General features: G+C 68.7%; 20 protein-coding genes. 11 read left to right on the top strand and 9 right to left on the bottom strand.

Annotation, left to right across the window (positions count from 1 at the left end; all coding sequences use genetic code 11):
* Window positions 1-306 (bottom strand): LysE family transporter (locus AB1I47_RS20865; RefSeq protein ID WP_354685624.1); only part of this gene is annotated, 306 nt, incomplete at its 3' end.
* Window positions 307-401: 95 nt separating this feature from the next.
* On the bottom strand, window positions 402-1,004 hold the full coding sequence (locus AB1I47_RS20870; protein WP_407935877.1) for a hypothetical protein: 603 nt from the start codon (window positions 1,002-1,004) through the stop codon (window positions 402-404).
* 155 nt (window positions 1,005-1,159) lie between these two features.
* On the opposite strand from AB1I47_RS20870, the gene AB1I47_RS20875 reads away from it, so the two are divergent.
* The 3 genes from AB1I47_RS20875 to AB1I47_RS20885 all read left to right on the top strand — a co-directional run bounded on the left by AB1I47_RS20875 (window position 1,160) and on the right by AB1I47_RS20885 (window position 4,621).
* Entirely contained in the window at window positions 1,160-1,666 is a 507-nt protein-coding gene (locus AB1I47_RS20875; protein WP_354685626.1) for a thioredoxin domain-containing protein, read from the top strand.
* Between the two features lie 109 nt (window positions 1,667-1,775).
* Window positions 1,776-2,312, top strand: coding sequence for a TlpA disulfide reductase family protein (locus tag AB1I47_RS20880; RefSeq protein ID WP_354685627.1), 537 nt, complete (start codon window positions 1,776-1,778; stop codon window positions 2,310-2,312).
* 239 nt (window positions 2,313-2,551) lie between these two features.
* Window positions 2,552-4,621 carry an ATP-dependent helicase gene (locus tag AB1I47_RS20885; protein WP_354685628.1) on the top strand — a complete coding sequence of 690 codons (2,070 nt, stop codon included), beginning with the start codon at window positions 2,552-2,554 and terminating at the stop codon, window positions 4,619-4,621.
* A gap of 115 nt (window positions 4,622-4,736) precedes the next feature.
* Here the strand turns inward: AB1I47_RS20885 and AB1I47_RS20890 are convergent, their stop codons facing one another.
* The 5 genes from AB1I47_RS20890 to AB1I47_RS20910 all read right to left on the bottom strand — a co-directional run bounded on the left by AB1I47_RS20890 (window position 4,737) and on the right by AB1I47_RS20910 (window position 8,965).
* Window positions 4,737-5,933, bottom strand: coding sequence for a class I SAM-dependent rRNA methyltransferase (locus AB1I47_RS20890; RefSeq protein ID WP_354685629.1), 1,197 nt, complete (start codon window positions 5,931-5,933; stop codon window positions 4,737-4,739).
* A 210-nt stretch (window positions 5,934-6,143) separates the two neighbouring features.
* Entirely contained in the window at window positions 6,144-6,452 is a 309-nt protein-coding gene (locus AB1I47_RS20895; protein ID WP_354685630.1) for a YbeD family protein, read from the bottom strand.
* Window positions 6,453-6,515: 63 nt separating this feature from the next.
* Window positions 6,516-7,715, bottom strand: coding sequence for a D-alanyl-D-alanine carboxypeptidase family protein (locus tag AB1I47_RS20900; RefSeq protein WP_354685631.1), 1,200 nt, complete (start codon window positions 7,713-7,715; stop codon window positions 6,516-6,518).
* A gap of 74 nt (window positions 7,716-7,789) precedes the next feature.
* Window positions 7,790-8,431 carry an alpha/beta hydrolase gene (locus AB1I47_RS20905; RefSeq protein ID WP_354685632.1) on the bottom strand — a complete coding sequence of 214 codons (642 nt, stop codon included), beginning with the start codon at window positions 8,429-8,431 and terminating at the stop codon, window positions 7,790-7,792.
* A gap of 213 nt (window positions 8,432-8,644) precedes the next feature.
* Window positions 8,645-8,965: a (2Fe-2S) ferredoxin domain-containing protein gene (locus tag AB1I47_RS20910; protein ID WP_354685633.1), complete on the bottom strand. Its 321-nt coding sequence runs from the start codon at window positions 8,963-8,965 to the stop codon at window positions 8,645-8,647.
* A gap of 393 nt (window positions 8,966-9,358) precedes the next feature.
* Here AB1I47_RS20910 and AB1I47_RS20915 point away from each other — a divergent pair, with 393 nt between their 5' ends.
* From AB1I47_RS20915 to AB1I47_RS20950, 8 genes are all read left to right on the top strand, one after another.
* A complete protein-coding gene (locus AB1I47_RS20915; RefSeq protein WP_354685634.1) occupies window positions 9,359-10,657 on the top strand; it encodes a dicarboxylate/amino acid:cation symporter in 1,299 nt (432 codons plus the stop codon).
* A 91-nt stretch (window positions 10,658-10,748) separates the two neighbouring features.
* Entirely contained in the window at window positions 10,749-12,746 is a 1,998-nt protein-coding gene (locus tag AB1I47_RS20920) for a sensor histidine kinase (RefSeq protein WP_354685635.1), read from the top strand.
* Between the two features lie 8 nt (window positions 12,747-12,754).
* On the top strand, window positions 12,755-14,080 hold the full coding sequence (locus AB1I47_RS20925) for a sigma-54-dependent transcriptional regulator (RefSeq protein ID WP_354685636.1): 1,326 nt from the start codon (window positions 12,755-12,757) through the stop codon (window positions 14,078-14,080).
* Between the two features lie 262 nt (window positions 14,081-14,342).
* Window positions 14,343-15,473, top strand: coding sequence for an NAD(P)/FAD-dependent oxidoreductase (locus AB1I47_RS20930; RefSeq protein ID WP_354685637.1), 1,131 nt, complete (start codon window positions 14,343-14,345; stop codon window positions 15,471-15,473).
* Window position 15,474: 1 nt separating this feature from the next.
* Window positions 15,475-16,173, top strand: coding sequence for a two-component system response regulator CreB (gene creB / locus AB1I47_RS20935; RefSeq protein WP_354685638.1), 699 nt, complete (start codon window positions 15,475-15,477; stop codon window positions 16,171-16,173).
* A 9-nt stretch (window positions 16,174-16,182) separates the two neighbouring features.
* Window positions 16,183-17,613, top strand: coding sequence for a two-component system sensor histidine kinase CreC (gene creC / locus AB1I47_RS20940; RefSeq protein WP_354685639.1), 1,431 nt, complete (start codon window positions 16,183-16,185; stop codon window positions 17,611-17,613).
* Between the two features lie 128 nt (window positions 17,614-17,741).
* Window positions 17,742-18,719, top strand: a complete 978-nt coding sequence (locus AB1I47_RS20945; protein ID WP_354685640.1) for an NAD(P)H-dependent flavin oxidoreductase — start codon at window positions 17,742-17,744, stop codon at window positions 18,717-18,719.
* 48 nt (window positions 18,720-18,767) lie between these two features.
* Window positions 18,768-19,208, top strand: coding sequence for a YbaN family protein (locus tag AB1I47_RS20950; RefSeq protein WP_354685675.1), 441 nt, complete (start codon window positions 18,768-18,770; stop codon window positions 19,206-19,208).
* A 150-nt stretch (window positions 19,209-19,358) separates the two neighbouring features.
* On the opposite strand, the gene AB1I47_RS20955 is transcribed toward AB1I47_RS20950, so the two are convergent.
* Window positions 19,359-20,609: a phenylacetate--CoA ligase family protein gene (locus AB1I47_RS20955; RefSeq protein WP_354685641.1), complete on the bottom strand. Its 1,251-nt coding sequence runs from the start codon at window positions 20,607-20,609 to the stop codon at window positions 19,359-19,361.
* Between the two features lie 97 nt (window positions 20,610-20,706).
* The gene (locus tag AB1I47_RS20960) at window positions 20,707-21,522 is read right to left on the bottom strand and encodes an ABC transporter ATP-binding protein (RefSeq protein WP_354685642.1); all 816 of its coding nucleotides are present in this window, start codon (window positions 21,520-21,522) and stop codon (window positions 20,707-20,709) included.
* Between the last annotated feature and the right edge of the window lie 36 nt (window positions 21,523-21,558).

The following is a 21,558-nucleotide window of genomic DNA, read 5'->3' on the forward strand; positions in this document are numbered from 1 at the left end:
CTCCCCGCCCTTCCCGCTTTCCACCCTGGCGCGCCACTGCTGCACGCCCAGGTAGATCAGGTAGAGCGCGCCGACGGTCTTGACCACCATGAAGGCCTGCTCCGAGGCCAGCAGCAGCGCGCCCAGCCCGCCGCCGGCCACCAGCAGCACGATCACCAGCCCGGTCTGCAGGCCGAAGATGGTGGTGGTGGTCTTGCGCAGCCCGTACGACAGCCCATGGCTCATCGACAGCACCGCCCCCGATCCCGGCGACACGGCAATCACCCAGCACGCCGCGAAATAAGCCAGCCAGACTTCCCAACGCATTTCGACTCTCCTTTGACGACTACCTTGCCGCGGCTGGCGATGCCGGCAGCGGCGCAAATGAATCCCTTCGATGGTTTCGCAAACGGGCGGCGCGTTCAGAGCGGATGGAAGCCGCTCAGGAACTGCTCCACCTGTTCGGCCTGGCGCAGGTCGCGCGCGGCATCACCCGACTCCAGCACCACCGCCTGGTAGGCGCGCACGCCCACGGCCACCAGCCGCGCGGTCAGCCGCCGCGGCGACTGGTCCTGCGGCGAGACGCCGCTGGCCTGCACTTCCACGCCTTCGAGCGGACGGCCGGGCCGGTCGGCGGTCATGATCGTGACCGCGCGCGTGCGCGGCGGTTCGCCCGACGGGCCCAGGTTGGCCAGCAGGCCGGCCTGCATCGCCGCCAGCGCCTCGCGCCGCAGCTCGGGATCGTCGGCCGGCAGCGTGACCACGCCCACGGCGAACAGCGTGTCATTGACGCGCGCGGCTTCCATCGTCATCGGCAGCTTGCGCCCGGCGATGGTCACGTCGCGCGCCGCGCTGGTGGGCTTGCCCGGATAAAGCGCGGCATAGCCCCCTTCGCCGGACTGGATGGTGCGCCAGTCGTAGCGGGGCGAGCAGGCGCACAGCACCAGTGCCAGCAGTGCGGCGGCGCACGGCATCAGGGACCTGCGGACAGCGGCGGCGGGGCTCGGCGGGGGCACGGGACGCATGGGGAAGCGAAGTGGAGGACAGCGCGCAGGCTGGGGCGGCTCTGGCGGCCGCCGTCGCCTGCGCACGGAAACCGGTATTATGGCCGCAAGCAGCCCGCCAGTGCTTGCCGCGCCGCTCCACCGCCCTCGAGTCCCCGGTCACCGCATTCCCCGCCATGCCCTCACAAGCCGCCCTCCATGTGTCCGCAAGGCTTTGCCGCCGCTGGCTGGCCGCGGGCGTGCTGCTGGCGGCCACCGGCTTGCAGGCGGCGGCCCCCAGCCCGGCGCACCTGCCCCCTGCCACCGACCTGGCAGCCCACGGCGCGGAAGCGGCTCAACGCGGCGAGCCGCTGGTGGTGCTGGTGACGATGCCGGGCTGCGGCCATTGCGAGACCGTGCGCCGCAACTACCTCGGCCCGCAGGCCGCCACCGGCGAGATCGCCGTGGTGCGCGAGCTCGACATGACCGCCGACACCCCGCTGCGCGATGCCGACGGCCGCCTGACCACCGCGCGCGCCTGGGCCCGGGCGCACCAGGCGCGGGTGGCGCCCACGGTGCTGTTCCTGGACCGGCACGGCCGCGCCGCGGCCAGCCCGCTGCGCGGCATGCAGCCGGATTTCTATGGCGCCTACCTGGAACAGGCGCTGGACCAGGCCCGCGCCGCCGTCGCCTCACGGCGCTGATGGCGCTGAGGACATTGCGGCAGATTGCCGCAGTCCGCCCCGCGCAGCGCCAGGCAGCGCGCGGCATTAGAATGTGCCATTGCCGATCGAATTGCCCGAGCCGCCTCCCATGACAACTTCCTCCCCCGCCGCCAAACCCTCCCGCAAGCCCTGGCCCATCGTCGCGGCCGTGGTCGTGCTCGCGCTGCTGGGCTGGTTCGGCTACCGTGCACTGTCGCCCGCCAACACCGCGCCGGCCGCCACCTTCACGCTGCTGTCGGGCGAGAAGATCAGCACCGCCGACCTGAAGGGCAAGGTCTACATGGTCAATTTCTGGGCCACGAGCTGCGCCACCTGCGTCAAGGAAATGCCCGACATGGTCAAGACCTACGAGCAGTTCAAGGGCAAGGGCCTTGAATTCGTCGCGGTGGCGATGAACTACGACCCGCCGATGTATGTGATGAACTACGCCAAGACCCGCGGCCTGCCGTTCAAGGTGGCGATGGATTCGGACGGCAACGCGGCCAGGGCCTTCGGCAATGTGCAGCTGACGCCGACAACGTTCGTGGTTGACAAGGACGGGCGCATCCTGAAGCGCTATGTGGGCGAGCCCGAGTGGGACGCGCTGCACAAGCTGCTGGACGGGGCGCTGGCAAAGTCCGCGTAACGCTGTCGCTGCCAACGGCAACGAAAAGGTGCTCATCGAGCACCTTTTTTTCTGTTCCGGCTGGATCATGCCTGCGTCGGGTTGCGCAGCCGGCCTGTATGGATATACAGTTAGCGCCAGCTTTTTCCCACCCTTTCCTTGTGGTGGCGATCCGTGCGCATGCGCGGGCCGCCCCTCTGCCTGACTCTCGAGCCCTGCCTGTGTCACTGGATCTTGCCCCTGCTTCGCACCTCGCGGACATGGCCACCCCTGAAGCCGAAGCGGTGCCCGCCTACCTGTCCCGGCTCAACCCGGAGCAGCGCGCCGCGGTCGAGCACGACAGCAGCGGGCCGCTGCTGATCATCGCCGGCGCGGGCTCGGGCAAGACCAATACGCTCGCGCACCGCGTCGCGCATCTTGTACTGGGTGGCGCAGACCCCCGCCGCATCCTGCTCCTGACCTTCTCGCGCCGGGCCGCCGCCGAGATGGGCCGCCGCGTCGAGCGCATCGTCGACCAGGCGCTCGGCATCCAGACCGGCGCGGGCCGCGCGGCGCTGCAGTGGTCCGGCACCTTCCACGCCATCGGCGCACGCCTGCTGCGCGAATATGCCGAGACGCTGGGCCTGTCGCCCGCCTTCACCATCAGCGACCGTGGCGATTCCGCCGACCTGATGCACGTGGTGCGCCACGACCTGGGCCTGTCCGAGACCGCCAGCCGCTTCCCGAAGAAGGAAACCTGCCTGGCGATCTATTCGCGCGTGGTCAACACGCAGGCCCCGCTGGAAGACGTGCTCAAGCAGCAGTTCCCGCGCTACGCAATGTGGGCCGATGCGCTGCGCACCCTCTTTGCGGGGTATGTCGAGGCCAAGCAGAAGCAGCATGTGCTCGACTACGACGACCTGCTGCTGTACTGGGCCCAGGCCATGGCCGAGCCCACCATCGCGCAGGACATGGGCGCGCGCTTCGACCATATCCTGGTCGATGAATACCAGGACACCAATGCGCTGCAGGCGTCGATCCTGCTGGCGATGCGCCCGGACGGCCGCGGCCTGACCGTCGTGGGCGACGACGCGCAGTCGATCTACGCGTTCCGCGGCGCCACCGTGCGCAATATCCTCGATTTCCCGCAGCAGTTCGCACCGGCGGCGCAGCAGGTCACGCTGTCGCAGAACTACCGTTCGACGCAGCCGATCCTGCAGGCGGCCAACGCGGTGATCGGGCTGGCGGCGGAGCGCTATACCAAGGATCTGTGGTCCGATCGCGCCTCGGCGGAAAAACCGGGCGTGATCGTCGTCAACGATGAGGCCGACCAGGCCCGCTACGTGGTCGAGCAGGTGCTGGCGCGGCGCGAGACCGGGCTGGCGCTGATGGCGCAGGCGGTGCTGTTCCGCGCCGCCGACCACAGCGCGCAGGTAGAGATCGAACTGGCGCGGCGCAATATCCCGTTCGTGAAGTTCGGCGGGCTCAAGTTCCTGGAATCGACCCACGTCAAGGATGTGCTGGCCGTGGTGCGCTGGCTGGAAAACCCGCGCGACCGCATGGCGGGTTTCCGCACGCTGCAGCTCCTACCGGGCATCGGCCCCAAGACCGCCGCGCGCGTGCTCGATGCGCTGGCGCTGGCGACCGAGCCGCTGTTCTCGCTGGAACAATTCGAGCCTCCGCCCGCCGCCGCACCCGCGTGGACCGACCTGCTGGCACTGGCGCGCGCGCTGATGGCGCCGACCTCGCCATGGCCGTCGGAATTCGAGCAGGTGCTGGCCTGGTACGCGCCGCACCTGGAGCGGCTGCACGACGATGCCGCCGCGCGCCAGGCCGACCTGCAGCAACTGGAGCGCATCGCCGCCACCTACGGCGCGCGCGAGCGCTTCCTGACCGAGCTGACGCTGGATCCGCCCAGCGCCTCCAGCGATGAATCCGGCGTGCCCTCGCGCGACGAGGACTACCTGATCCTGTCGACCATCCACTCGGCCAAGGGGCAGGAGTGGAAGGCGGTGTACGTGCTCAATGCAGTGGATGGCTGCATGCCGAGCGATCTGGCCACCGGTACCACCGAAGAGATCGAGGAAGAACGGCGGCTGCTGTACGTGGCGATGACGCGGGCCAAGGACCATCTGGATGTCATCGTGCCGCAGCGCTTCTATGTGCACCAGCAGGTGGGCTTCGGCGACCGGCATGTGTATGCGTCGCGCACGCGCTTCTTGCCGAATCGCGTGATGCCGAACTTCCACAGCCGGGCGTGGCCGCCGCCGCCGATGCCGGGGGATGCGCCGGCCAGGCCGGCGCTGGCGCCGGTGGATCTGGCTAGTCGGATGCGGAATATGTGGCGGTGAGACAGGGGCTTGCGAAAGCGCCCACGATGCCGCCGGCGTGCTCCCTCTCCCGCAGGCGGGAGAGGGGGGAAAACAAGCGGTCGGGCGACCGTGGTCGCCTTAGCAAGTCACGGCGTTACGCCACCTTCTCCAGCAGCAACCCCTTCAGATACTCCCCCTCCGGGAACGCCCCCAGCATCGGGTGGTCGGTCCCCGCCGACAGCCGCCGCAGGATGCGCGCATCGGCGCGTGCATCAGTCACCGCCCCGGCCACGATCTTCTGGAACAGCTCCATGCTGATCGCACCCGAGCACGAGTACGTGAAGAGCAACCCGCCCGGGCGCAGCAACTGCGTGCCAACCAGGTTGATCTCCTTGTACGCACGCGCGGCCCGGTCGATATGCTGCGCCGACGGCGCGAACTTGGGCGGATCCAGCACGATCAGGTCGAACTGACGGCCCGCGGCACGGAATTCGCGCAGCGTCTTGAACACGTCGGCATCGAGCCAGCTAGCGCGTTCGGGATCGAAGCCGTTGAGCGCGACATTGCCCGCGGCGATCTTCAGCGCCTCGCCAGACGAATCGATCGACGTCACAGCTTTCGCGCCACCGCGCAGCGCGGCCAGCGAAAAGCCGCCGGTATAGCAGAAGCAGTTCAGCACCTCGCGGCCTTCGGCGAGATCGCCGACCAGCTTGCGGTTGTCGCGCTGGTCGACATAGAAGCCGGTCTTGTGGCCGTTGCGCACGTCGACGTAGTAGCGCACGCCGTGCTCGGTCACGGACAGCTCGGGATCGGGCTCGGCGCCGGCCAGCACGCCCGTGACCAGCTCCAGCCCTTCGCGCTGGCGCACGGCGGCGTCGGAGCGCTCGTAGACGTTGGGGCAGCCGGTTTCCTTCACCAGCGCCTGCACGATCGCGGTCTTCCACTGCTCCACGCCGGCGGAATTGAACTGGCACACCAGCTGGCCCTGCGCGCCGTTGCCGTAGTAGTCGACGATCAGGCCGGGCAGCCGGTCCGATTCACCGAAGATCAGCCGCACCGCATCGCTGTCCCTGACCCACTGGCGCCGGTGGGCGAGGGCCGCGGCCACGCGGCGCTTGAACAGCGCGTGGTCGACCGGCTCGTTCTCGTCGAAGGTCCACACGCGCGCGCGGATCTGCGACTCGGGGCTGTAGGCGGCCTTGGCCAGGAAGCGGCCGTCGGCGGCGCGCACGGTCACGGTGGCACCCGGCTCGCAGCGGCCTTCAGTGGTGGCGATGCCGGTGGCATAGATCCACGGGTGACGGCGCAGCAGGGATTTTTCCTTGCCGGGTTTCAGGGTGATGGTGTTCATGTTGGTATGGGGAAACAGCGGACCGCCGGCTGCTGAGGCTGGCGAGAATGCGTCAAGGCGGCACCCCTCTCCCGCCTGCGGGAGAGGGGTGGGGGAGAGGGCCGGAGCGTCAACGAAGTGACCGGTATCGGTATGCCAGGGCCTGCCCTCTCCCCCGGCCCCTCTCCCGCGCGCGGGAGAGGGGAGAAAACAGAGCGGGAGGGAATGCCTTTACAGCACCACCTTCACCATCGGATGCGAAGTCAGCGCCCGGTACAAATCATCAAGCTGCTCGCGGCTGGTCACCCAGACCGTCACGGTCAGGCCCAGGTAGTTGCCATTGCGCGACGGCCGCATTTGCATCTTGCCCGCATGGAAGTCAGGATCGAACTCCTGCACCAGCGCCACGATGGCCTCGGCAAAGCCGTCCTGCATCGAGCCCATGACCTTGATCGGGAAATGGCTCGGGTATTCGATCAGCGACTGCTCCGGCGGGATATCGCCGGGCTTGTTGCCGCTGCCCTGGTTATCGGCTGTCATATCGGATTCTCCGGCGCGAAACGCCGGCACGCTGCAGCGCGCGCCGGCCTTCGCGCATTCAGGTCACTTGCGCTTGAACCACAGGCGGATGGTGTCCCACAGGCGGCCGAAGAAGCCGGCCTCGGGCACTTCCTCCAGCGCCACCACCGGGAACTCCGCCACCTTGTTGGCACCGTCCATCAGCTTGACCATGCCCACCTGCTGGCCCGCCGCGATCGGCGCGATCAGCAGTTCCTGGCGCTCCAGCACCGGCTTCAGGCGGCCACCGGTGCCCTTGGGCACGGTGACGAAGGTCTCTTCCTGCACGCCGATCTTGACCGCGCCGTTCTTGCCCTTGTAGATCTCCGGCGTGGCCAGCACCTGGCCCTTGTCGTACAGGCGCAGCGTGTCGAAGAACTGGAAGCCGTAGTTGAGCACCTTCAGGCTTTCCTGCGTGCGCACCTGTTCGGTGGTGGTGCCGATCACGATGGAGATCAGGCGGCGCGAGCCGTTGGGCACGTTGGCCAGCGGCCGCCTGGCCGACGAGATCAGGCAGTAGCCGGCGGACTTGGTGTGGCCGGTCTTCACGCCGTCCACGGTCGGGTCGATGTACAGCAGGCGGTTGCGGTTGGGCTGCCTGATCTTGTTATAGGTGAACTCCTTCTGCGAGTACATGCTGTAGTACTCGGGGAAGTCCTTGATCAGGCGCGTTGTCAGCGTGGCCAGATCGACCGCGGTGGTGTAGTGGTTCGCGTCGGGAATGCCGTCGGTGTTGGTGAAGTGGGTGTTCTTCATGCCCATGCGCTGGGCCTCTCGGTTCATCATCGCGACGAAGCCCTCTTCCGAGCCGCCCACGGCTTCGGCCAGCGCCAGCGCGGCGTCGTTGCCCGACTGCACGATCAGCCCCAGCAGCAGGTCCTGCACGCTGACCGGCTTGTTGGGCTCGATGAACATGCGCGACTCGTCGCTTTTGACCTTCAGCACCAGGTTGGTCGGCACCACGGTCTGTTCCAGCGTCAGGCGCTTTTCCTTGAGTGCCTCGAACGCCAGGTAGGCGGTCATCAGCTTGGTCAGCGAGGCGGGCTCGATGCGCGCGTCGGCGTTCTGCGACGCCAGCGCCTGGCCGCTGGTCACGTCATACAGCATCCACGACTTGGCTGCGACCTGCGGCATCGGCACGCCCTGCGCCAGGACGGCGGCGGGTGCGGCGGCCAGCGCGATGGCGGCGACGATGGCGGCGGGTGCAAAAGCGGACGTGAGACGTGTCGTGGCTCGATTCAGCATGTTTCTGTTTCCGACTAGAAAGGGATGGCGCGGGCGGTGCGGCGGCTCGATCGGCAAGGCACAAGCGGCCTGCCTCACCGGTCCCACGCGTTGACGACAAGCTGCTTGATCAGATGCAGCTTGCGGTGAAAGAAATGGTCGGCGCCGGGGATCACGATCACCGGCAGCTCCTGCGGGCGGGCCCAGTCGAACACGCTTGCCAGCGGCACGGTGTCGTCCTGCTCGCCGTGGATGACGATGGTGTCGGCCGGCACATCGGCCACCTGCCAGCGGCTGGCGGCGGTGCCCACCAGCACCAGGCGCTGCGCGGGCGTGCCCGCTTCAGCGAGGCGGCGCGCCACATGCGTGGTGACGAAGCTGCCGAACGAGAAGCCGCCCAGCGCCAGCGGCAGCGTGGCGGCCTGCGCCGACCATGCGGTCTGTTCGCGCATCCAGGCGATCACGGCAAGCTGGTCGTCCTGCTCGCCGACGCCGTTGTCATGCTCGCCGGCGGTGCCGCCCACGCCGCGGAAGTTCGGCCGCACCGTGGCGTAGCCCAGCTGCACGAAGGCGCGCGCCAGTGTCTGCGCGACCTTGTTGTCCTTGGTGCCGCCAAACAGCGGATGCGGGTGCGCCACCAGCGCCAGCCCGCGCGGCTCGCCTTGCGGCAGGTCCACCGAAAGATCGATCGCGCCGGTGGGACCGGCAATGGAGAGTACCTGGGTATGCGCGTTCATGATGGGCGGTCAGGATGGCGAGGAACCGGCTGGCTCAGGCCGGGAATCGTCCCGGGCAAAAAATGAAAAAACCGTCCGGCTGGCGGGCGGCGTGGAGTTGCTGCAAACAAGGCTTCAGGCGCGGACTTCAGCTCGGCGCGAAGCCCGTAAAACAACAATGCGGCGACCGGCGCAGCGTCTGCCGCGCCGGCCGCCGCCGGCATGCAGGTCCGTTCAGCGATCCACCATCAGCCGCTCGACCGGCTTGCCGTTGAGCAGGTGGCTGTCGATGATTTCATCGATGTCGTGCTCGTCGACATAGGTGTACCAGATGGCCTCGGGGTAGACCACCAGCACCGGGCCGAGTTCACAGCGGTTCAGGCAGCCGGCCTTGTTGATGCGCACGCGGCCTTCGCCACCGGCGATACCCAGTTCCTTGCAACGCTTCTTGGCGTATTCCTGCATGGCCTTGGCGTTGTAGTTGGCGCAGCAGTTCTCGCCAGGGTCGCGCTGGTTCAGGCAGAAAAAGACGTGGTGCTGGTAGTAGCTGCTCATGCGTGCGGTGACAAGGCGGGCCCCCGGACGGCGGCACGGCCGGACGGCATTGAACGGAAGCTCGGAATTATACGGCGTCGCGGCGACATGACCGCGCATCTGACGTGCCTTCGCTGCGATGGCGCGCAATATCCGACACCAGCGGGTGGCGCCTCGGGCACCCCGACGCCCTCCGGGCTTCCGATTCCCCGGAGAAGCGCCGTCCGGATTTCCGGAATCCCGGAGGGCCGGCGCTCTGCACAGCGCCGCGTTTCCTTGTGAATCAACCGGTTAGCGATACCGGTTTGACTGGCATGCCCGTTGCGAATTCCTGTCCCGAACGCGCCGCAACCGTGACGGCGCGCCGCCCGGCCACCACCGTGCCGGGCACGGTCAAAACCGAGGACGACACCAATGAAGAAACCCTTCTACAAGATCCTGTACGTGCAGGTTCTGTTCGCCATCCTGGTCGGCATCCTGCTCGGCCATTACCTGCCCGACACCGGCGTGTCGATGAAACCGCTGGGCGATGGCTTTATCAAGCTGATCAAGATGATCATCGGCCCGATCATCTTCTGTACCGTGGTGACCGGCATCGCCGGCATGAGCGACATGAAGAAGGTCGGCCGCGTCGGCGGCAAGGCGCTGCTGTATTTCGAGGTGGTGTCGACCTTCGCGCTGCTGATCGGCCTGGGCGCCGCGCACCTGCTCAAGCCGGGCGTGGGCTTCAACATCGACCCGTCGACGCTCGACACCAAGGCCATCGCGCAATACGTGTCCAAGGCCCATGGCCAGAGCACGGTCGAATTCCTGATGCACATCATCCCGGACACGGTCTTCAGCGCCTTCGCCAACGGTGACATCCTGCAGATCCTGCTGGTGTCGCTGTTCTTCGGCGCCGCGCTGGCGGTGCTCGGCGAGCGCGCGCGCATCGTGGTGGACCTGATCGAGCAGGTCTCCAAGGTGTTCTTCCATATCGTGCACGTGATCACCAAGGTGGCCCCGATCGGCGCCTTCGGCGCGATGGCGTTCACCATCGGCAAGTACGGCCTGGGCTCGCTGGTGCCGCTGCTCAAGCTGATCGGCACCTTCTACTTCACGGCCATCATCTTCGTGCTGGTGGTGCTGGGCTCGATCGCGCGCATGACCGGCTTCAGCATCGTGCGCTTTATCTCGTACATCAAGGAAGAACTGCTGATCGTGCTGGGCACCAGCTCGTCGGAAGCCGCGCTGCCGCACATGATGGAGAAGCTGGAAAAGCTGGGCTGCTCCAAGTCTGTGGTGGGCCTGGTCGTGCCGACCGGCTATTCGTTCAACCTGGACGGCACCAACATCTACATGACGATGGCGGTGATCTTTATCGCGCAGGCCACCGGCATCGAACTGACGCTGATGCAGCAGCTCACCATCCTGGCGGTGGCGATGATCACCTCCAAGGGCGCCAGCGGCGTGACCGGCTCGGGCTTTATCACGCTGGCGGCCACGCTGGCCGTGGTGCCGACCATCCCGGTGGCGGGCATGGTGCTGATCCTTGGCATCGACCGCTTCATGAGCGAGTGCCGCGCGCTGACCAATATCATCGGCAATGGCGTGGCCACCGTGGTGGTGTCTGCCTGGGAGCGCGAGCTCGACCGCAAGCGCCTGGCGCAGATGCTGCAAGGCGGTGGCGCCGATGTGGCGGATGTTGCCGGCGCCGGCCAGGGCGTCCGCTAAGTGCCCCACGGCGATGCGGGCGCCGGCCCCGCCGGCAAGCCCGCCCGCCCGCCAGCGGGTATCATCGGCGCGACAGCCCCAGCGTGCGCCGATGCCCCACTCCGACGACTTTCTTGCCGTGCATGACCCCGCCGCCACCCGTCCGGTGCACGCACCGGACGCCGGCAGCGGCCGGTGGTGGGGCTTTGCCGTGGCGCTGGCCGCCGGCCTGCTGCTGCTGTGCGGGCTGACCTGGCTGGTCTCGGTACAGCGCGGCCTGGCGACCCTGCAGCAGAGCACCGCCACGCGTGCCGACCGCTACGCCGCCACGCTCGAAAGCACCCTCGACCGCTACGAATTCCTGCCCGCGCTGGTGTCGCTGCACCCCTTCGTGCGCGGGCTGCTCGAATCCCCCAACGATCCCGAACGCGTCGCCGCCGCCAACCACTACCTGGCGGAGGTCAACCGCCGCGCGCACGCGTCCGCCACCTATGTGATCGCCGCCAACGGCATTGCGCTGGCGGCCAGCAACCACGGCCAGCCCGGCAGTTTCGTCGGCACCGACTACCGTTTCCGCCCCTATTTCCAGGCCGCCTCTGGCGGCAAGCTCGGGCGCTTCTACGCGATCGGCATCACCAGCGACGAGCCCGGCTACTACCTGGCCCAGCCGGTCGAGTCCGGCGGCAAGGTGATCGGCGTGACCGTGGTCAAGCTCAACCTCGAGTGGTTCCAGCGCGCCGGCGGTGGCGCCGAACCGCTGATGGTCAGCGACGAGCACGGCGTGATCTTCCTGTCATCGGTCTCGGCGTGGCAGTACCGCACGCTGCGCCCGCTGCCGCCGGCGCTGCAGGCGGAAATGGAAAACACGCGCCAGTACCACGGCCGCGCGGTGACACCGCTGCCGCTCGCGCCGCTCGACTCGCCGGTCATGCGCTGGCTGGCCGGCACCACGCTGGGCACTGACGCCCGGCTGGTGCGCGTGCGCGACGACGCACCCGCCGGCAAGACCACCTTCACCCCCGACGGCACCGATCGCGCCGACCGCTACCTGGAACTCGCCCGCACCGTAGGCCCCGCCGGCTGGGCCATGCAGGTGATGGCGCCGCTGGAGCCGGTGCTGGCCAATGCGCGCAACGCCACCGTGGCCGCCGCGCTGGCCTATGCCTGCATCTGCCTGCTGCTGGTCAACTGGCGCCAGCGGCGCCAGCGCACGCGCGACATGCTGTACAGCCGCCGCCTGCTGGAAGCCGCCTACGACGAGCTGGAGCGCCGCGTCGAGGCCCGCACCGCCGACCTGATGGCGATCAACGAAAAGCTGGAAGAACAGGTGGCCGAACGCACCCGCGCCGAGAACGAACTGCGCGCGGCGCAGGATGAACTGGTGCAGGCCAGCAAGCTGGCCGCGCTGGGACAGATGGCGGCGGGCATCACGCATGAGCTGAACCAGCCGCTGGCGGCGCTGCGCACCTTCTCCGACAACACCCGCGTGCTGCTGGAGCGCGGCCAGCTTGCCGCCGCCGAAGGCAACCTGACGGCGATCGCCGACCTGACCGAGCGCATGGGCAAGATCACCAGCCAGCTCAAGCTGTTTGCCGGCAAGGCGCGCCCGGTGCGCCGGCCGGTGGTGCTGCGCGCGGCGGTGGATCACGTACTGGCGCTGCTGGCGCCGCGGCTCGCTACGGTGACGATCAGCGTTACCGGACTCGATGACATGCCCGGTCTGGCCGTGCGCGCCGATGAACTGAAGCTCGAGCAGGTGCTGCTGAACCTGCTCGGCAATGCACTCGACGCCATTGCCACGGCGGCGCCCCCGCAAGGCCGCATCGACCTGAACGTGCTGGCCGACGAGCACGCCGTCACCATCGTCGTGCGCGATAACGGCACCGGGATCGCGCCGGAAGCGCTGCCGCGGCTGTTCGAACCTTTCTTCACCACCAAGGAAACCGGGCAGGGCCTGGGGCTGGGGCTGGCGATCTCGTCGTCGATCGTGCGCGAGTTCGGCGGCCAGCTCGGCGTGGCCAATGTGCCCGGCGGCGGCGCCCAGTTCACGCTGGTGCTGGCGCGCGCCCCTGCTGCCGATACCGTGCAACCGGTTTCCACATCCCAATGAGTATTGCCATGCAAGACGGTCTGCGTGTCCTGTTTGTCGAAGACGAGCCGCTGGTGCGCCAGGCGACCGCGCAGAGCCTGGAGCTGGCCGGCTTCTCGGTGCTGGCGCTGCCCTCGGCCGAAGCCGCCCTGCCCCACCTGCACGGCGCCTTTCCCGGCGTGGTGGTGACCGACGTGCGCCTGCCCGGCGCCAGCGGGCTGGACCTGCTGCAGCACTGCCGCAACGCCGCGCCCGGCGTGCCGGTGGTGCTGGTGACCGGCCACGGCGACATCACCATGGCCGTGCAGGCGATGCGCGAGGGCGCCTATGACTTTATCGAGAAGCCCTTCGGCGCCGACCGCCTGACCGACACCGTGCGGCGCGCGCTGGAACGCCGCGCGCTCGAGCTGGAAAACCAGGCGCTGCGCCGCGAACTGGCCGGCCCGGCGGCGGGCACGCGCATCATCGGCCGCTCGCCCGCGATCGAGCAGGTGCGCGCGCTGGTGGCCAACGTCGCGCCCACCGACGTGCCGGTGATGATCAACGGCGAGACCGGCACCGGCAAGGAACTGGTCGCGCGCAGCCTGCATGCGCTGTCCGGCCGCGCCGAGGGCCCGTTTATCGCGCTGAACTGCGGCGCGGTGCCAGAGGCCATCTTCGAGAGCGAGATGTTCGGCCACGAGGCCGGCGCCTTCACCGGCGCGGGCAAGCGCCGCGTCGGCAAGCTCGAACACGCGTCGGGCGGCACGCTGTTCCTCGACGAGATCGAGAGCATGCCGCTGGCGCTGCAGGTCAAGCTGCTGCGCGTGCTGCAGGAAGGCACGCTGGAGCGGCTGGGATCGAATACGTCGATCAGGATCGATGTTCGCATCGTCGCCGCGGCCAAGGGCGATATGGATGCGCTGATGGCGCAGGGCACCTTCCGCGAAGACCTCTATTACCGCCTGAACGTGGTCACCATCGCGCTGCCGCCGCTGCGCGAGCGGCGCGAGGATATCGTGGCGCTGTTCGAGCATTTCATGCTGGTGGCGGCGGTGCGCTACCAGCGGCCGGCACCGATCCTGTCCGAGGCGCAACGGCAGGCGCTGGCGCAGCGGCCATGGCCCGGCAATGTGCGCGAGCTGCGCAATGCCGCCGACCGGCTGGTGCTGGGCGTGCCCGAGGGCGGCCAGGCCGGCGCGCAGGCCGCCGCGCCCGACGAAACCGCGCCGCTGCGCGAACGGATGGAGCACTACGAGCGCGCCGTGATCGCCGATGCACTGGCGCGCACCGGCGGCGCGGTCAGCCAGGCGGCGGACCTGCTGCAGGTGGGCAAGGCCACGCTGTACGACAAGATCAAGCGCTACGGGCTGTGAGGCGGGGCCTGTCACGCTGCTTTCATTGCGCTGCCACGCCGCCGTCACATTGGCCGCCTATGCTTCGCATGCGGTTGCGGCATTGGCAGGTGCCCGCCGTCTGTATCAGTCTTCGTGGTAATTGATGGCCCCGCGGTGTCGCGGGGCGTTTTTTTGGGGCGCGGCTTTTTTCGGCCGCACGCGGCAGCCGGCTTCACACCGGCCACACATTGCGCTCACCCCGGCTGGCCACACTGGAGACTCTCCATCTCCGGGACCTGCCATGCCCTCCTTCGACTATGACGTCGTCGTCGCCGGCGCCAGCTTTGCCGGCGCTGCCTGCGCCCTTGCCGCCGCGCGCGCCGGCCTGCGCGTGCTGGTACTCGAACGCAAGACCGACCCCGGCGACAAGCTCCATACCACCGGCATCCTGGTCAAGGAAGCCATCGAGCGCACTTGGCTGGGCCGCGCGCCAGCCGACTGCGTGCATCGCGTCGAGCAGGTGCGGCTGTACTCGCCGCGGCTGCGCAGCATCGGCCTGAGCGCGCCGGGCTACTACTTCCACACCACCGATACGCCGCGACTGATGCGCTGGCTCGCGGCCGAGCTGGTGCGGCATCGCGTGGAGCTGCGGCTCGGGCAGGCGTTCGTTGGCGCGGTGCCGCGCAGCGGCGGCTGGCATGTGTCGGGCGTGGGCAATACGCGCTACCTGATCGGCGCGGACGGCGCGAAGTCACGCGTGGCGCAGTGCGCCGGGCTGGGTCGCGTCACCGACTTCCTGTATGGCGTCGAGTACGAGTTCCCCGGCCTGTCGCTGCCCGAGCCCGGCGCGCTGCACTGCTTCCTGACGCGCCGGTTCGCGCCAGGCTATATCGGCTGGGTCGCGCAGAATCCCACCGGCGTGCAGGCCGGGCTGGCGCTGCGCTACCTGCCGCGGCGCGGGCGCGCGCCGGACCTGGACGGGCTGCTGGCGCATGTACGCGAGCGCGCCGGGCTGCCGGAGCTGACGCAGCCGGGCGCAACGCGCGCCGGGCTGATCCCGTGCGGCGGCCCCGCCTTCCCGCTGGCGCGCGACGGCGTGATCCTGACCGGCGATGCCGCGGGCATCGTCTCGCCGGTCACCGCGGGCGGCATCCATTACGCCTTTGCCCATGGCGATACCGTCGGCCGTGCCATCGCCGCGCACCTGCTGCACGGCGGACCAGCCCCGCAAGCCGTCGCCACTGCCAGCGCGCCGCGCTTTCGCGCCAAGCGCGCGCTGCGCTGGGTGTTCGAGCGCTTCCAGTGCGACTGGCCCTTCGACCTGCTGCTGTATTCGCCACCGCTGCGCTGGGCCGCTGAGCAGATCTACTTCCACCAGCGCCGCGGCGAACAGCCCGCGCCGGCACCTCGCACCGCGGTCACCCTGGACTAGAATGCCGGGCATGGAACAACCGCGGATCCTGGTGGTGGAAGACGAGCAGGCCATCGCCGACACCATCCTCTATGCGCTGCGCACCGACGGCATGCAGGCCGAGCATTGCACGCTGGGCGGCGCCGCGCTCGAGCGGATGCGCGCCGGCCCGGCCGACCTGGTGATCCTCGACGTGGGCCTGCCGGATATCAACGGCTTCGAGGTCTGCCGCACGCTGCGCACCTTCTGCGATGCGCCGGTGATCTTCCTGACCGCGCGCCACGAAGAGATCGACCGCATCGTTGGCCTGGAGATCGGCGCCGACGACTATGTGGTCAAGCCGTTCTCGCCGCGCGAACTGGCGGCGCGCGTGCGCGCGATCCTGCGCCGGGCGCGCGGCGCTGCCGCAACCGTGGCGAAGACCGAAGACAGCACCGGCTTCACCCACGACAAGGATGGCGCGCGGCTGGCCTACCGCGGCCGCTGGCTCGACCTGACCCGCTACGAATACTTGCTGCTGGCGCTGCTGGTGGCGCATCCGGGCCGCATCTACTCGCGCGCGCAGCTGATGGAGATGGTCTGGCAAGACGCGCTCGACACCAGCGACCGCACCGTCGACACCCATATCAAGACGCTGCGCGCCAAGCTGCGCGACGCTGCCCCGGACGCCGCCGAGCGCATCCGCACCCATCGCGGCATGGGCTATTCGCTGGAACCCTGAGCGCGCGCCATGCATCTCGGCCTGCGCATCTTCTTCGGCTTCTTCCTGATCGTCGGACTGGCCACGGTGCTGACGCTGCGCGTGTTCGTGCAGGAGGTCAAGCCGGGCGTGCGCCAGGCCATGGAAGACACGCTGATCGATACCGCGCATGTGCTGGCGGCGCTCGCTGCCGACGACATGAAGGCCGGCCGCATCGCCGACGGCGATTTCGCGCGGCGCATGGCGGCGCTGCGCACCGCGCCGGTCGATGCCGAGGTGTGGGGCCTGCACAAGGACAGCATCGGCTACCGGGTCTATGTCACCGACACCAGCGGCATCGTCCGTTTCGACTCCACCGGCACCGACGTGGGCCGCGACTATTCGCGCTGGAACGATGTCTACCTGACCCTGCGCGGCCGCTACGGCGCGCGCAGCACGCGCACCGACCCCGACGACGAGGCTACGACCGTGATGCACGTGGCCGCACCGGTGCGCGACGGCGGGCGCATCATCGGCGTGCTGACCGTGGCCAAGCCCAATGCGGCGATGGCGCCCTTTATCGAGCGCAGCCAGCACAAGATCCTGCTCTATGGCGGGCTGCTGATCGGCGCCGCCTGCGTCATCGGCATCGCCTGCACGCTGTGGCTGGTGCACGGGCTGCAGCGGCTGCGCGGCTATGCGCGCGCGGTGGCGGCCGGCGAGCGCGCCGAGATGCCGCTGCGCGGCGCCGGCGAGCTGGCCGAGCTGGGCCGCGCGGTGCAGGGCATGCGCGAGCGGCTGGAGGACAAGCAGTATGTCGAGCACTACATCCATACGCTGACGCACGAGATGAAGAGCCCGCTGGCCGCGATCGGCGGCGCGGCCGAGCTGCTGCAGGAAGAGATGCCGGCGGCGGACCGCCAGCGCTTTGTCGCCAATATCCGCGCGCAGACCGGGCGGCTCGAAACCATGATCCGCAAGCTGCTGGCACTGGCCGACGTGGAGCAGCGCCAGCGGCTGGAAGTGCGCGAGCCGGTGCGGCTGGCGCCGTTGCTGGCGGAACTGTGCGGCGAGCTGGAACCGCGCGCGCGCCAGCGCGGCGTGGCGCTGCGGCTGGACGCCGAAGGCGTGCAGGACGTGGTGGCGGGCGATCCGTTCCTGCTGCGCCAGGCCATCGCCAACCTGCTGGAGAACGCGCTGGACTTCGCGCCAGCGGGCAGCGAGGTCTCGGTGCGGCTGGAACGGCGCGCCGACCGGATCGCCATTGCCGTGGCCGACCACGGCCCCGGCATCCCCGACTACGCGCTGCCGCGCGTCTTTGAACGCTTCTACTCGCTGCCGCGCCCGCACGGCGCCGACAAGAGCACCGGCCTGGGCCTGTGCTTTGCGCGCGAGGTGGCGACGCTGCATCATGGCGACGTGACGCTGGCCAACCGCGCCGGTGGCGGCGCGCTGGCGGAATTGACGCTGCCGGCCGCCTAGCGCTGCCGTCTGGGCCGGGATCGGCATAGACTGGGGCTTCTAGCGATGCGCCGCTGAAACTCCCTATAATCGAACGACCGTTCATTTAGGGCGCCTCCAAGGCGCCCGCCAGTGGTTCAGGAGACACCATGCCCGCCGCCAAGCAACTGCCCCAGGTCCTGCAGAACCTGGCCCTGCCCATCATCGCCTCGCCCATGTTCATCGTCAGCTATCCGGAACTGGTGCTGGCGCAGTGCAAGGCCGGCATCGTCGGCTCGTTCCCGGCGCTCAATGCGCGCCCGGCGGAGCTGCTCGACGAGTGGCTCACGCAGATCCAGGACGAGCTCGCCGCGTTCAAGGCCGCCAACCCGGGCGCGCCGGTGGGCCCGGTCGCGGTCAACCAGATCGTGCACGTTTCCAACGCCCGGCTCGAGCACGACATCAAGGTGTGCGTCGAGCACAAGGTGCCGATCTTTATCACCTCGCTGCGCGCGCCGGTCAAGGAGATGATCGACGCGGTGCACAGCTACGGCGGCATCGTGCTGCACGACGTGATCAGCATGCGCCATGCCGAGAAGGCGATCGAGGCCGGCGTCGATGGCCTGATCCTGGTGGCCGCAGGCGCCGGCGGCCATGCCGGCATGCTGTCGCCGTTCGCGCTGGTGGGCGAAGTGCGCAAGATCTTCGACGGCCCGATCGCGCTGTCGGGCTCGATCGCCACCGGCGAGGCGGTGCTGGCGGCGCAGGCGATGGGGGCCGACTTTGCCTACGTGGGTACGCGCTTTATCGCCTCGCAGGAGGCGCACGCGGCGGAATCGTACAAGCAGTCGATCACCAGCTCGGCCGCCGCCGATATCGTCTACACCAACCTGTTTACCGGCGTGCACGGCAACTACATCCGCGAAAGCATCAGCAACGCGGGGCTGGATCCGGACAACCTGCCGGTGGCCGACAAGAGCAAGATGGATTTCTCCAGCGGCACCTCCAAGGCCAAGGCATGGAAGGACATCTGGGGCGCCGGCCAGGGCGTGGGGCAGATCCACGACATCCCGACCGCCGGGGAAATCGTCGCGCGCATGAAAGCGGAGTACGATGCGGCCAAGGCGCGGCTGGGGATTGCGCGCTGATCGATCCACTACCGGGCCGCCTTGCGGCCCTTTGTTCTCCCATTGTCTCTGCCTAGCCCCGCCACCTCGCCCGATTCCGAAGCGACGCTGAGCCGCCGCCAGCGGGCGCTGCGCGCCATCTGGGTGGCGCTGGGCGGCGTCTGCCTGCTGCTCGGGGTGATCGGCATCTTCCTGCCGGTGCTGCCGACCACGCCGTTCGTGCTGCTGGCCGCGGCCTGCTTCGCGCGCGGCTCGCGGCGGTTTCATGAATGGCTGCTGGGGCATCCGCGCTTCGGGCCGCTGGTCAGCGACTGGCAGCGGCATCGCAGCATTCCGTTTCGGGCCAAGTGCCTGGCGTTGTCGATGATGTGGGTGTCGATGGGCGCGACGGCGTGGCTGATGCGGGAGCGGCCGCTGGTGTCTGCGGCGATGCTGGCTTGCGCGGTGGGGGTGAGTGTCTGGATGGTACGGTTGCCGACCAGGCCGCCGGAGGGAAGGAAGTCGTCCTGATACGCTGCTGGTCTCGCGCCGATGGCATACCCACGCGCGTGACTTCGTTGAGGCTCCTGCCCTCTCCCCCACCCCTCTCCCGCTTGCGGGAGAGGGGCCGGGGGAGAGGGCAGGCGCTGGCATACCGACGCGTTGTACTTCGTTGACGCTTCAATCGTACCGCCGCGCATCCTCAATCAGCTTCCCATCCTGCGGCAACGACCCCGCCGGCACGAACGCCACCTCGCCGCGCAGCCGCATCACCTCGCGCAGCGATTCAGCCACCGCGCGCTGCAGCGCCTCGTCTTCGCGCGTGGCGTCGCAATGCAGCGTCATCACGTCCGCGCCGACCGCACCGGTCACCACCAGCCGTGCCGCGCGAATTTCCGGATGGCGCCGAATCACGTCCGCCACCTGGCCCGGATGCACGAACATGCCCTTGACCTTGGTCGCCTGGTCGGCCCGCCCCAGCCAGCCCTTGAGCCGGATATTGGTGCGCCCGCACGGGCTCGGATGCTTCGAGGAATCCGCCACCACCGCCGACAGGTCGCCGGTGCCAAAACGGATCAGCGGATAGTCGCCATTGCCCAGCACCGTCACCACCACCTCACCGGTCTCGCCTTCCGGCATCGGCTTGGAGCCGCCAGGCTCGACGATCTCCACCAGCACGCCCTCATCCACTACCCAGCCGTCGCCCCCCTCGGTTTCATAGGCGATCAAACCGACATCCGCGGTGCCATACATCTGCTGCACACGTACCCCGCGCTCCTTGAACCACGCGCGCAGCGACGGCGGCAGCGCCTCGCCCGACACCAGCGCCTTCGACAGGCTGGTGCAAGGCATGCCCATCTCATCCCCGCGCTCCAGCAGCAGCTTCAGGAACGACGGCGTGCCGGCGTAAGCTGCAGGCTGCAACGCGGCCAGCGCCTGCACCTGCGATTCGGTCTGGCCGACACCAGCCGGAAATACGCAGCAGCCAAGCCGGTGCGCCCCGGTTTCCATCATCATCCCGGCTGGCGTGAAGTGGTAGGAGAACGTGTTGTAGACCAGGTCCCCCGCGCGGAAGCCCGCGGCAAACATCGCGCGTGCGATGCGCCACCAGTCGGCATCGTGGCCATCGGGTTCGTGGATCGGGCCGGGCGACTGGAACACGTGGCGCAGCCCGCCCAGCGGCGTGGCATTGAGTCCGCCCAGCGGCGGCAATGCGCGCTGGCGTGCCGACAGTTCCGACTTGCGCGTGACCGGCAGCGCGGCCAGCGCGGCGCGCGAGCTCAGCAGGCGCGGGTCGACGTCGCTCAGCATCTCGGCAAAGTAAGGCGCGTTGTCGCGCGCATGGGCCACCTGGCGTGCCAGGGCGGCAAGCAGCGCCCGCTCGCGGACTTCCGGCGCGCGGGTTTCGAGCGAATCGAAGTGTTCTGGCATGGTGCTGTGCGTCGAAGGATGGATGCAGGTTGCCGCCGCGCCGGCGCGGACCGTTCCGCCGCGGCGCCTGGTGGCAATGCCGTTGAATCGGGTGGGCCTACGCCAGCCAGCGCTTGCGGCGCCGGTAGCTCTTCACGTCGCGGAACGACTTGCGCCCGGCGCCGTCCGCATCGTTGGCCGCCACGCCGAGGTAGAACTCCTTGACGTCCTCGTTGGTGCGCAGCGACTCGGCGTCGCCGTCCATCACCACGCGGCCGTTTTCCAGGATGTAGCCGTAGTCGGCATAGCGCAGCGCCACCATGGTGTTCTGCTCCGCCAGCAGGAAGCTGACCTTCTCGCGCGAATTCAGGTCGCGCACGATCTCGAAGATCTCCTCGACGATCTGCGGCGCCAGGCCCATCGACGGTTCATCGAGCAGGATCATCGCGGGCTTGGCCATCATGGCCCGGCCGATCGCGCACATCTGCTGCTCGCCGCCCGAGGTATAGCCCGCCTGCGACTTGCGCCGCGTCTTCAGCCGCGGGAAGTAGTCGTAGATCTTCTCCAGCTCGTCGCGCGTCTGCCCGCGCGACAAGCCGCGCGTGTAGGCACCGGTGAGCAGGTTTTCCTCGATGGTCAGGTGCGCGAAGCAGTGGCGCCCTTCCATTACCTGGATCACGCCGCGGCGCACCAGGTCGTTGGGCGTGAGCTGGTCGACGCGGTCGCCGCGGTACTCGATCGAGCCCTTGGTGACATCGCCGCGCTCGGCCTGCAGCAGGTTCGAGATGGCCTTCAGCGTGGTGGTCTTGCCCGCGCCGTTGGCCCCGAGCAGCGCCACGATGCGGCCCTCCGGCACTTCGAGCGAAACGCCCTTGAGCACCAGGATCACGTGATCGTAGATGACTTCGATATTGTTGACGGAGAGAAGGCTCATGGTGCGGCTCGGTTGGTGTTGCGGGTCGGCTGTGGC

Origin of the sequence: Cupriavidus necator (assembly GCF_040578825.1) — a bacterium.
Classification (GTDB): Bacteria; Pseudomonadota; Gammaproteobacteria; order Burkholderiales; family Burkholderiaceae; genus Cupriavidus; species Cupriavidus necator_E.

Excerpts from the sequence above, each read along its gene's own strand:
- AB1I47_RS20880 (WP_354685627.1), top strand. The coding sequence starts at position 1,776 with ATGACAACTTCCTCCCCCGCCGCCAAACCCTCCCGCAAGCCCTGGCCC.
- creC (WP_354685639.1), top strand. The coding sequence starts at position 16,183 with ATGCATCTCGGCCTGCGCATCTTCTTCGGCTTCTTCCTGATCGTCGGA.
- AB1I47_RS20920 (WP_354685635.1), top strand. The coding sequence starts at position 10,749 with ATGCCCCACTCCGACGACTTTCTTGCCGTGCATGACCCCGCCGCCACC.
- AB1I47_RS20915 (WP_354685634.1), top strand. The coding sequence starts at position 9,359 with ATGAAGAAACCCTTCTACAAGATCCTGTACGTGCAGGTTCTGTTCGCC.
- AB1I47_RS20870 (WP_407935877.1), bottom strand. The coding sequence starts at position 1,004 with ATGCGTCCCGTGCCCCCGCCGAGCCCCGCCGCCGCTGTCCGCAGGTCC.
- creB (WP_354685638.1), top strand. The coding sequence starts at position 15,475 with ATGCCGGGCATGGAACAACCGCGGATCCTGGTGGTGGAAGACGAGCAG.
- AB1I47_RS20910 (WP_354685633.1), bottom strand. The coding sequence starts at position 8,965 with ATGAGCAGCTACTACCAGCACCACGTCTTTTTCTGCCTGAACCAGCGC.
- AB1I47_RS20890 (WP_354685629.1), bottom strand. The coding sequence starts at position 5,933 with ATGAACACCATCACCCTGAAACCCGGCAAGGAAAAATCCCTGCTGCGC.
- AB1I47_RS20900 (WP_354685631.1), bottom strand. The coding sequence starts at position 7,715 with ATGCTGAATCGAGCCACGACACGTCTCACGTCCGCTTTTGCACCCGCC.
- AB1I47_RS20960 (WP_354685642.1), bottom strand. The coding sequence starts at position 21,522 with ATGAGCCTTCTCTCCGTCAACAATATCGAAGTCATCTACGATCACGTG.
- AB1I47_RS20875 (WP_354685626.1), top strand. The coding sequence starts at position 1,160 with ATGCCCTCACAAGCCGCCCTCCATGTGTCCGCAAGGCTTTGCCGCCGC.
- AB1I47_RS20885 (WP_354685628.1), top strand. The coding sequence starts at position 2,552 with ATGGCCACCCCTGAAGCCGAAGCGGTGCCCGCCTACCTGTCCCGGCTC.
- AB1I47_RS20905 (WP_354685632.1), bottom strand. The coding sequence starts at position 8,431 with ATGAACGCGCATACCCAGGTACTCTCCATTGCCGGTCCCACCGGCGCG.
- AB1I47_RS20945 (WP_354685640.1), top strand. The coding sequence starts at position 17,742 with ATGCCCGCCGCCAAGCAACTGCCCCAGGTCCTGCAGAACCTGGCCCTG.
- AB1I47_RS20930 (WP_354685637.1), top strand. The coding sequence starts at position 14,343 with ATGCCCTCCTTCGACTATGACGTCGTCGTCGCCGGCGCCAGCTTTGCC.
- AB1I47_RS20955 (WP_354685641.1), bottom strand. The coding sequence starts at position 20,609 with ATGCCAGAACACTTCGATTCGCTCGAAACCCGCGCGCCGGAAGTCCGC.
- AB1I47_RS20895 (WP_354685630.1), bottom strand. The coding sequence starts at position 6,452 with ATGACAGCCGATAACCAGGGCAGCGGCAACAAGCCCGGCGATATCCCG.
- AB1I47_RS20925 (WP_354685636.1), top strand. The coding sequence starts at position 12,755 with ATGCAAGACGGTCTGCGTGTCCTGTTTGTCGAAGACGAGCCGCTGGTG.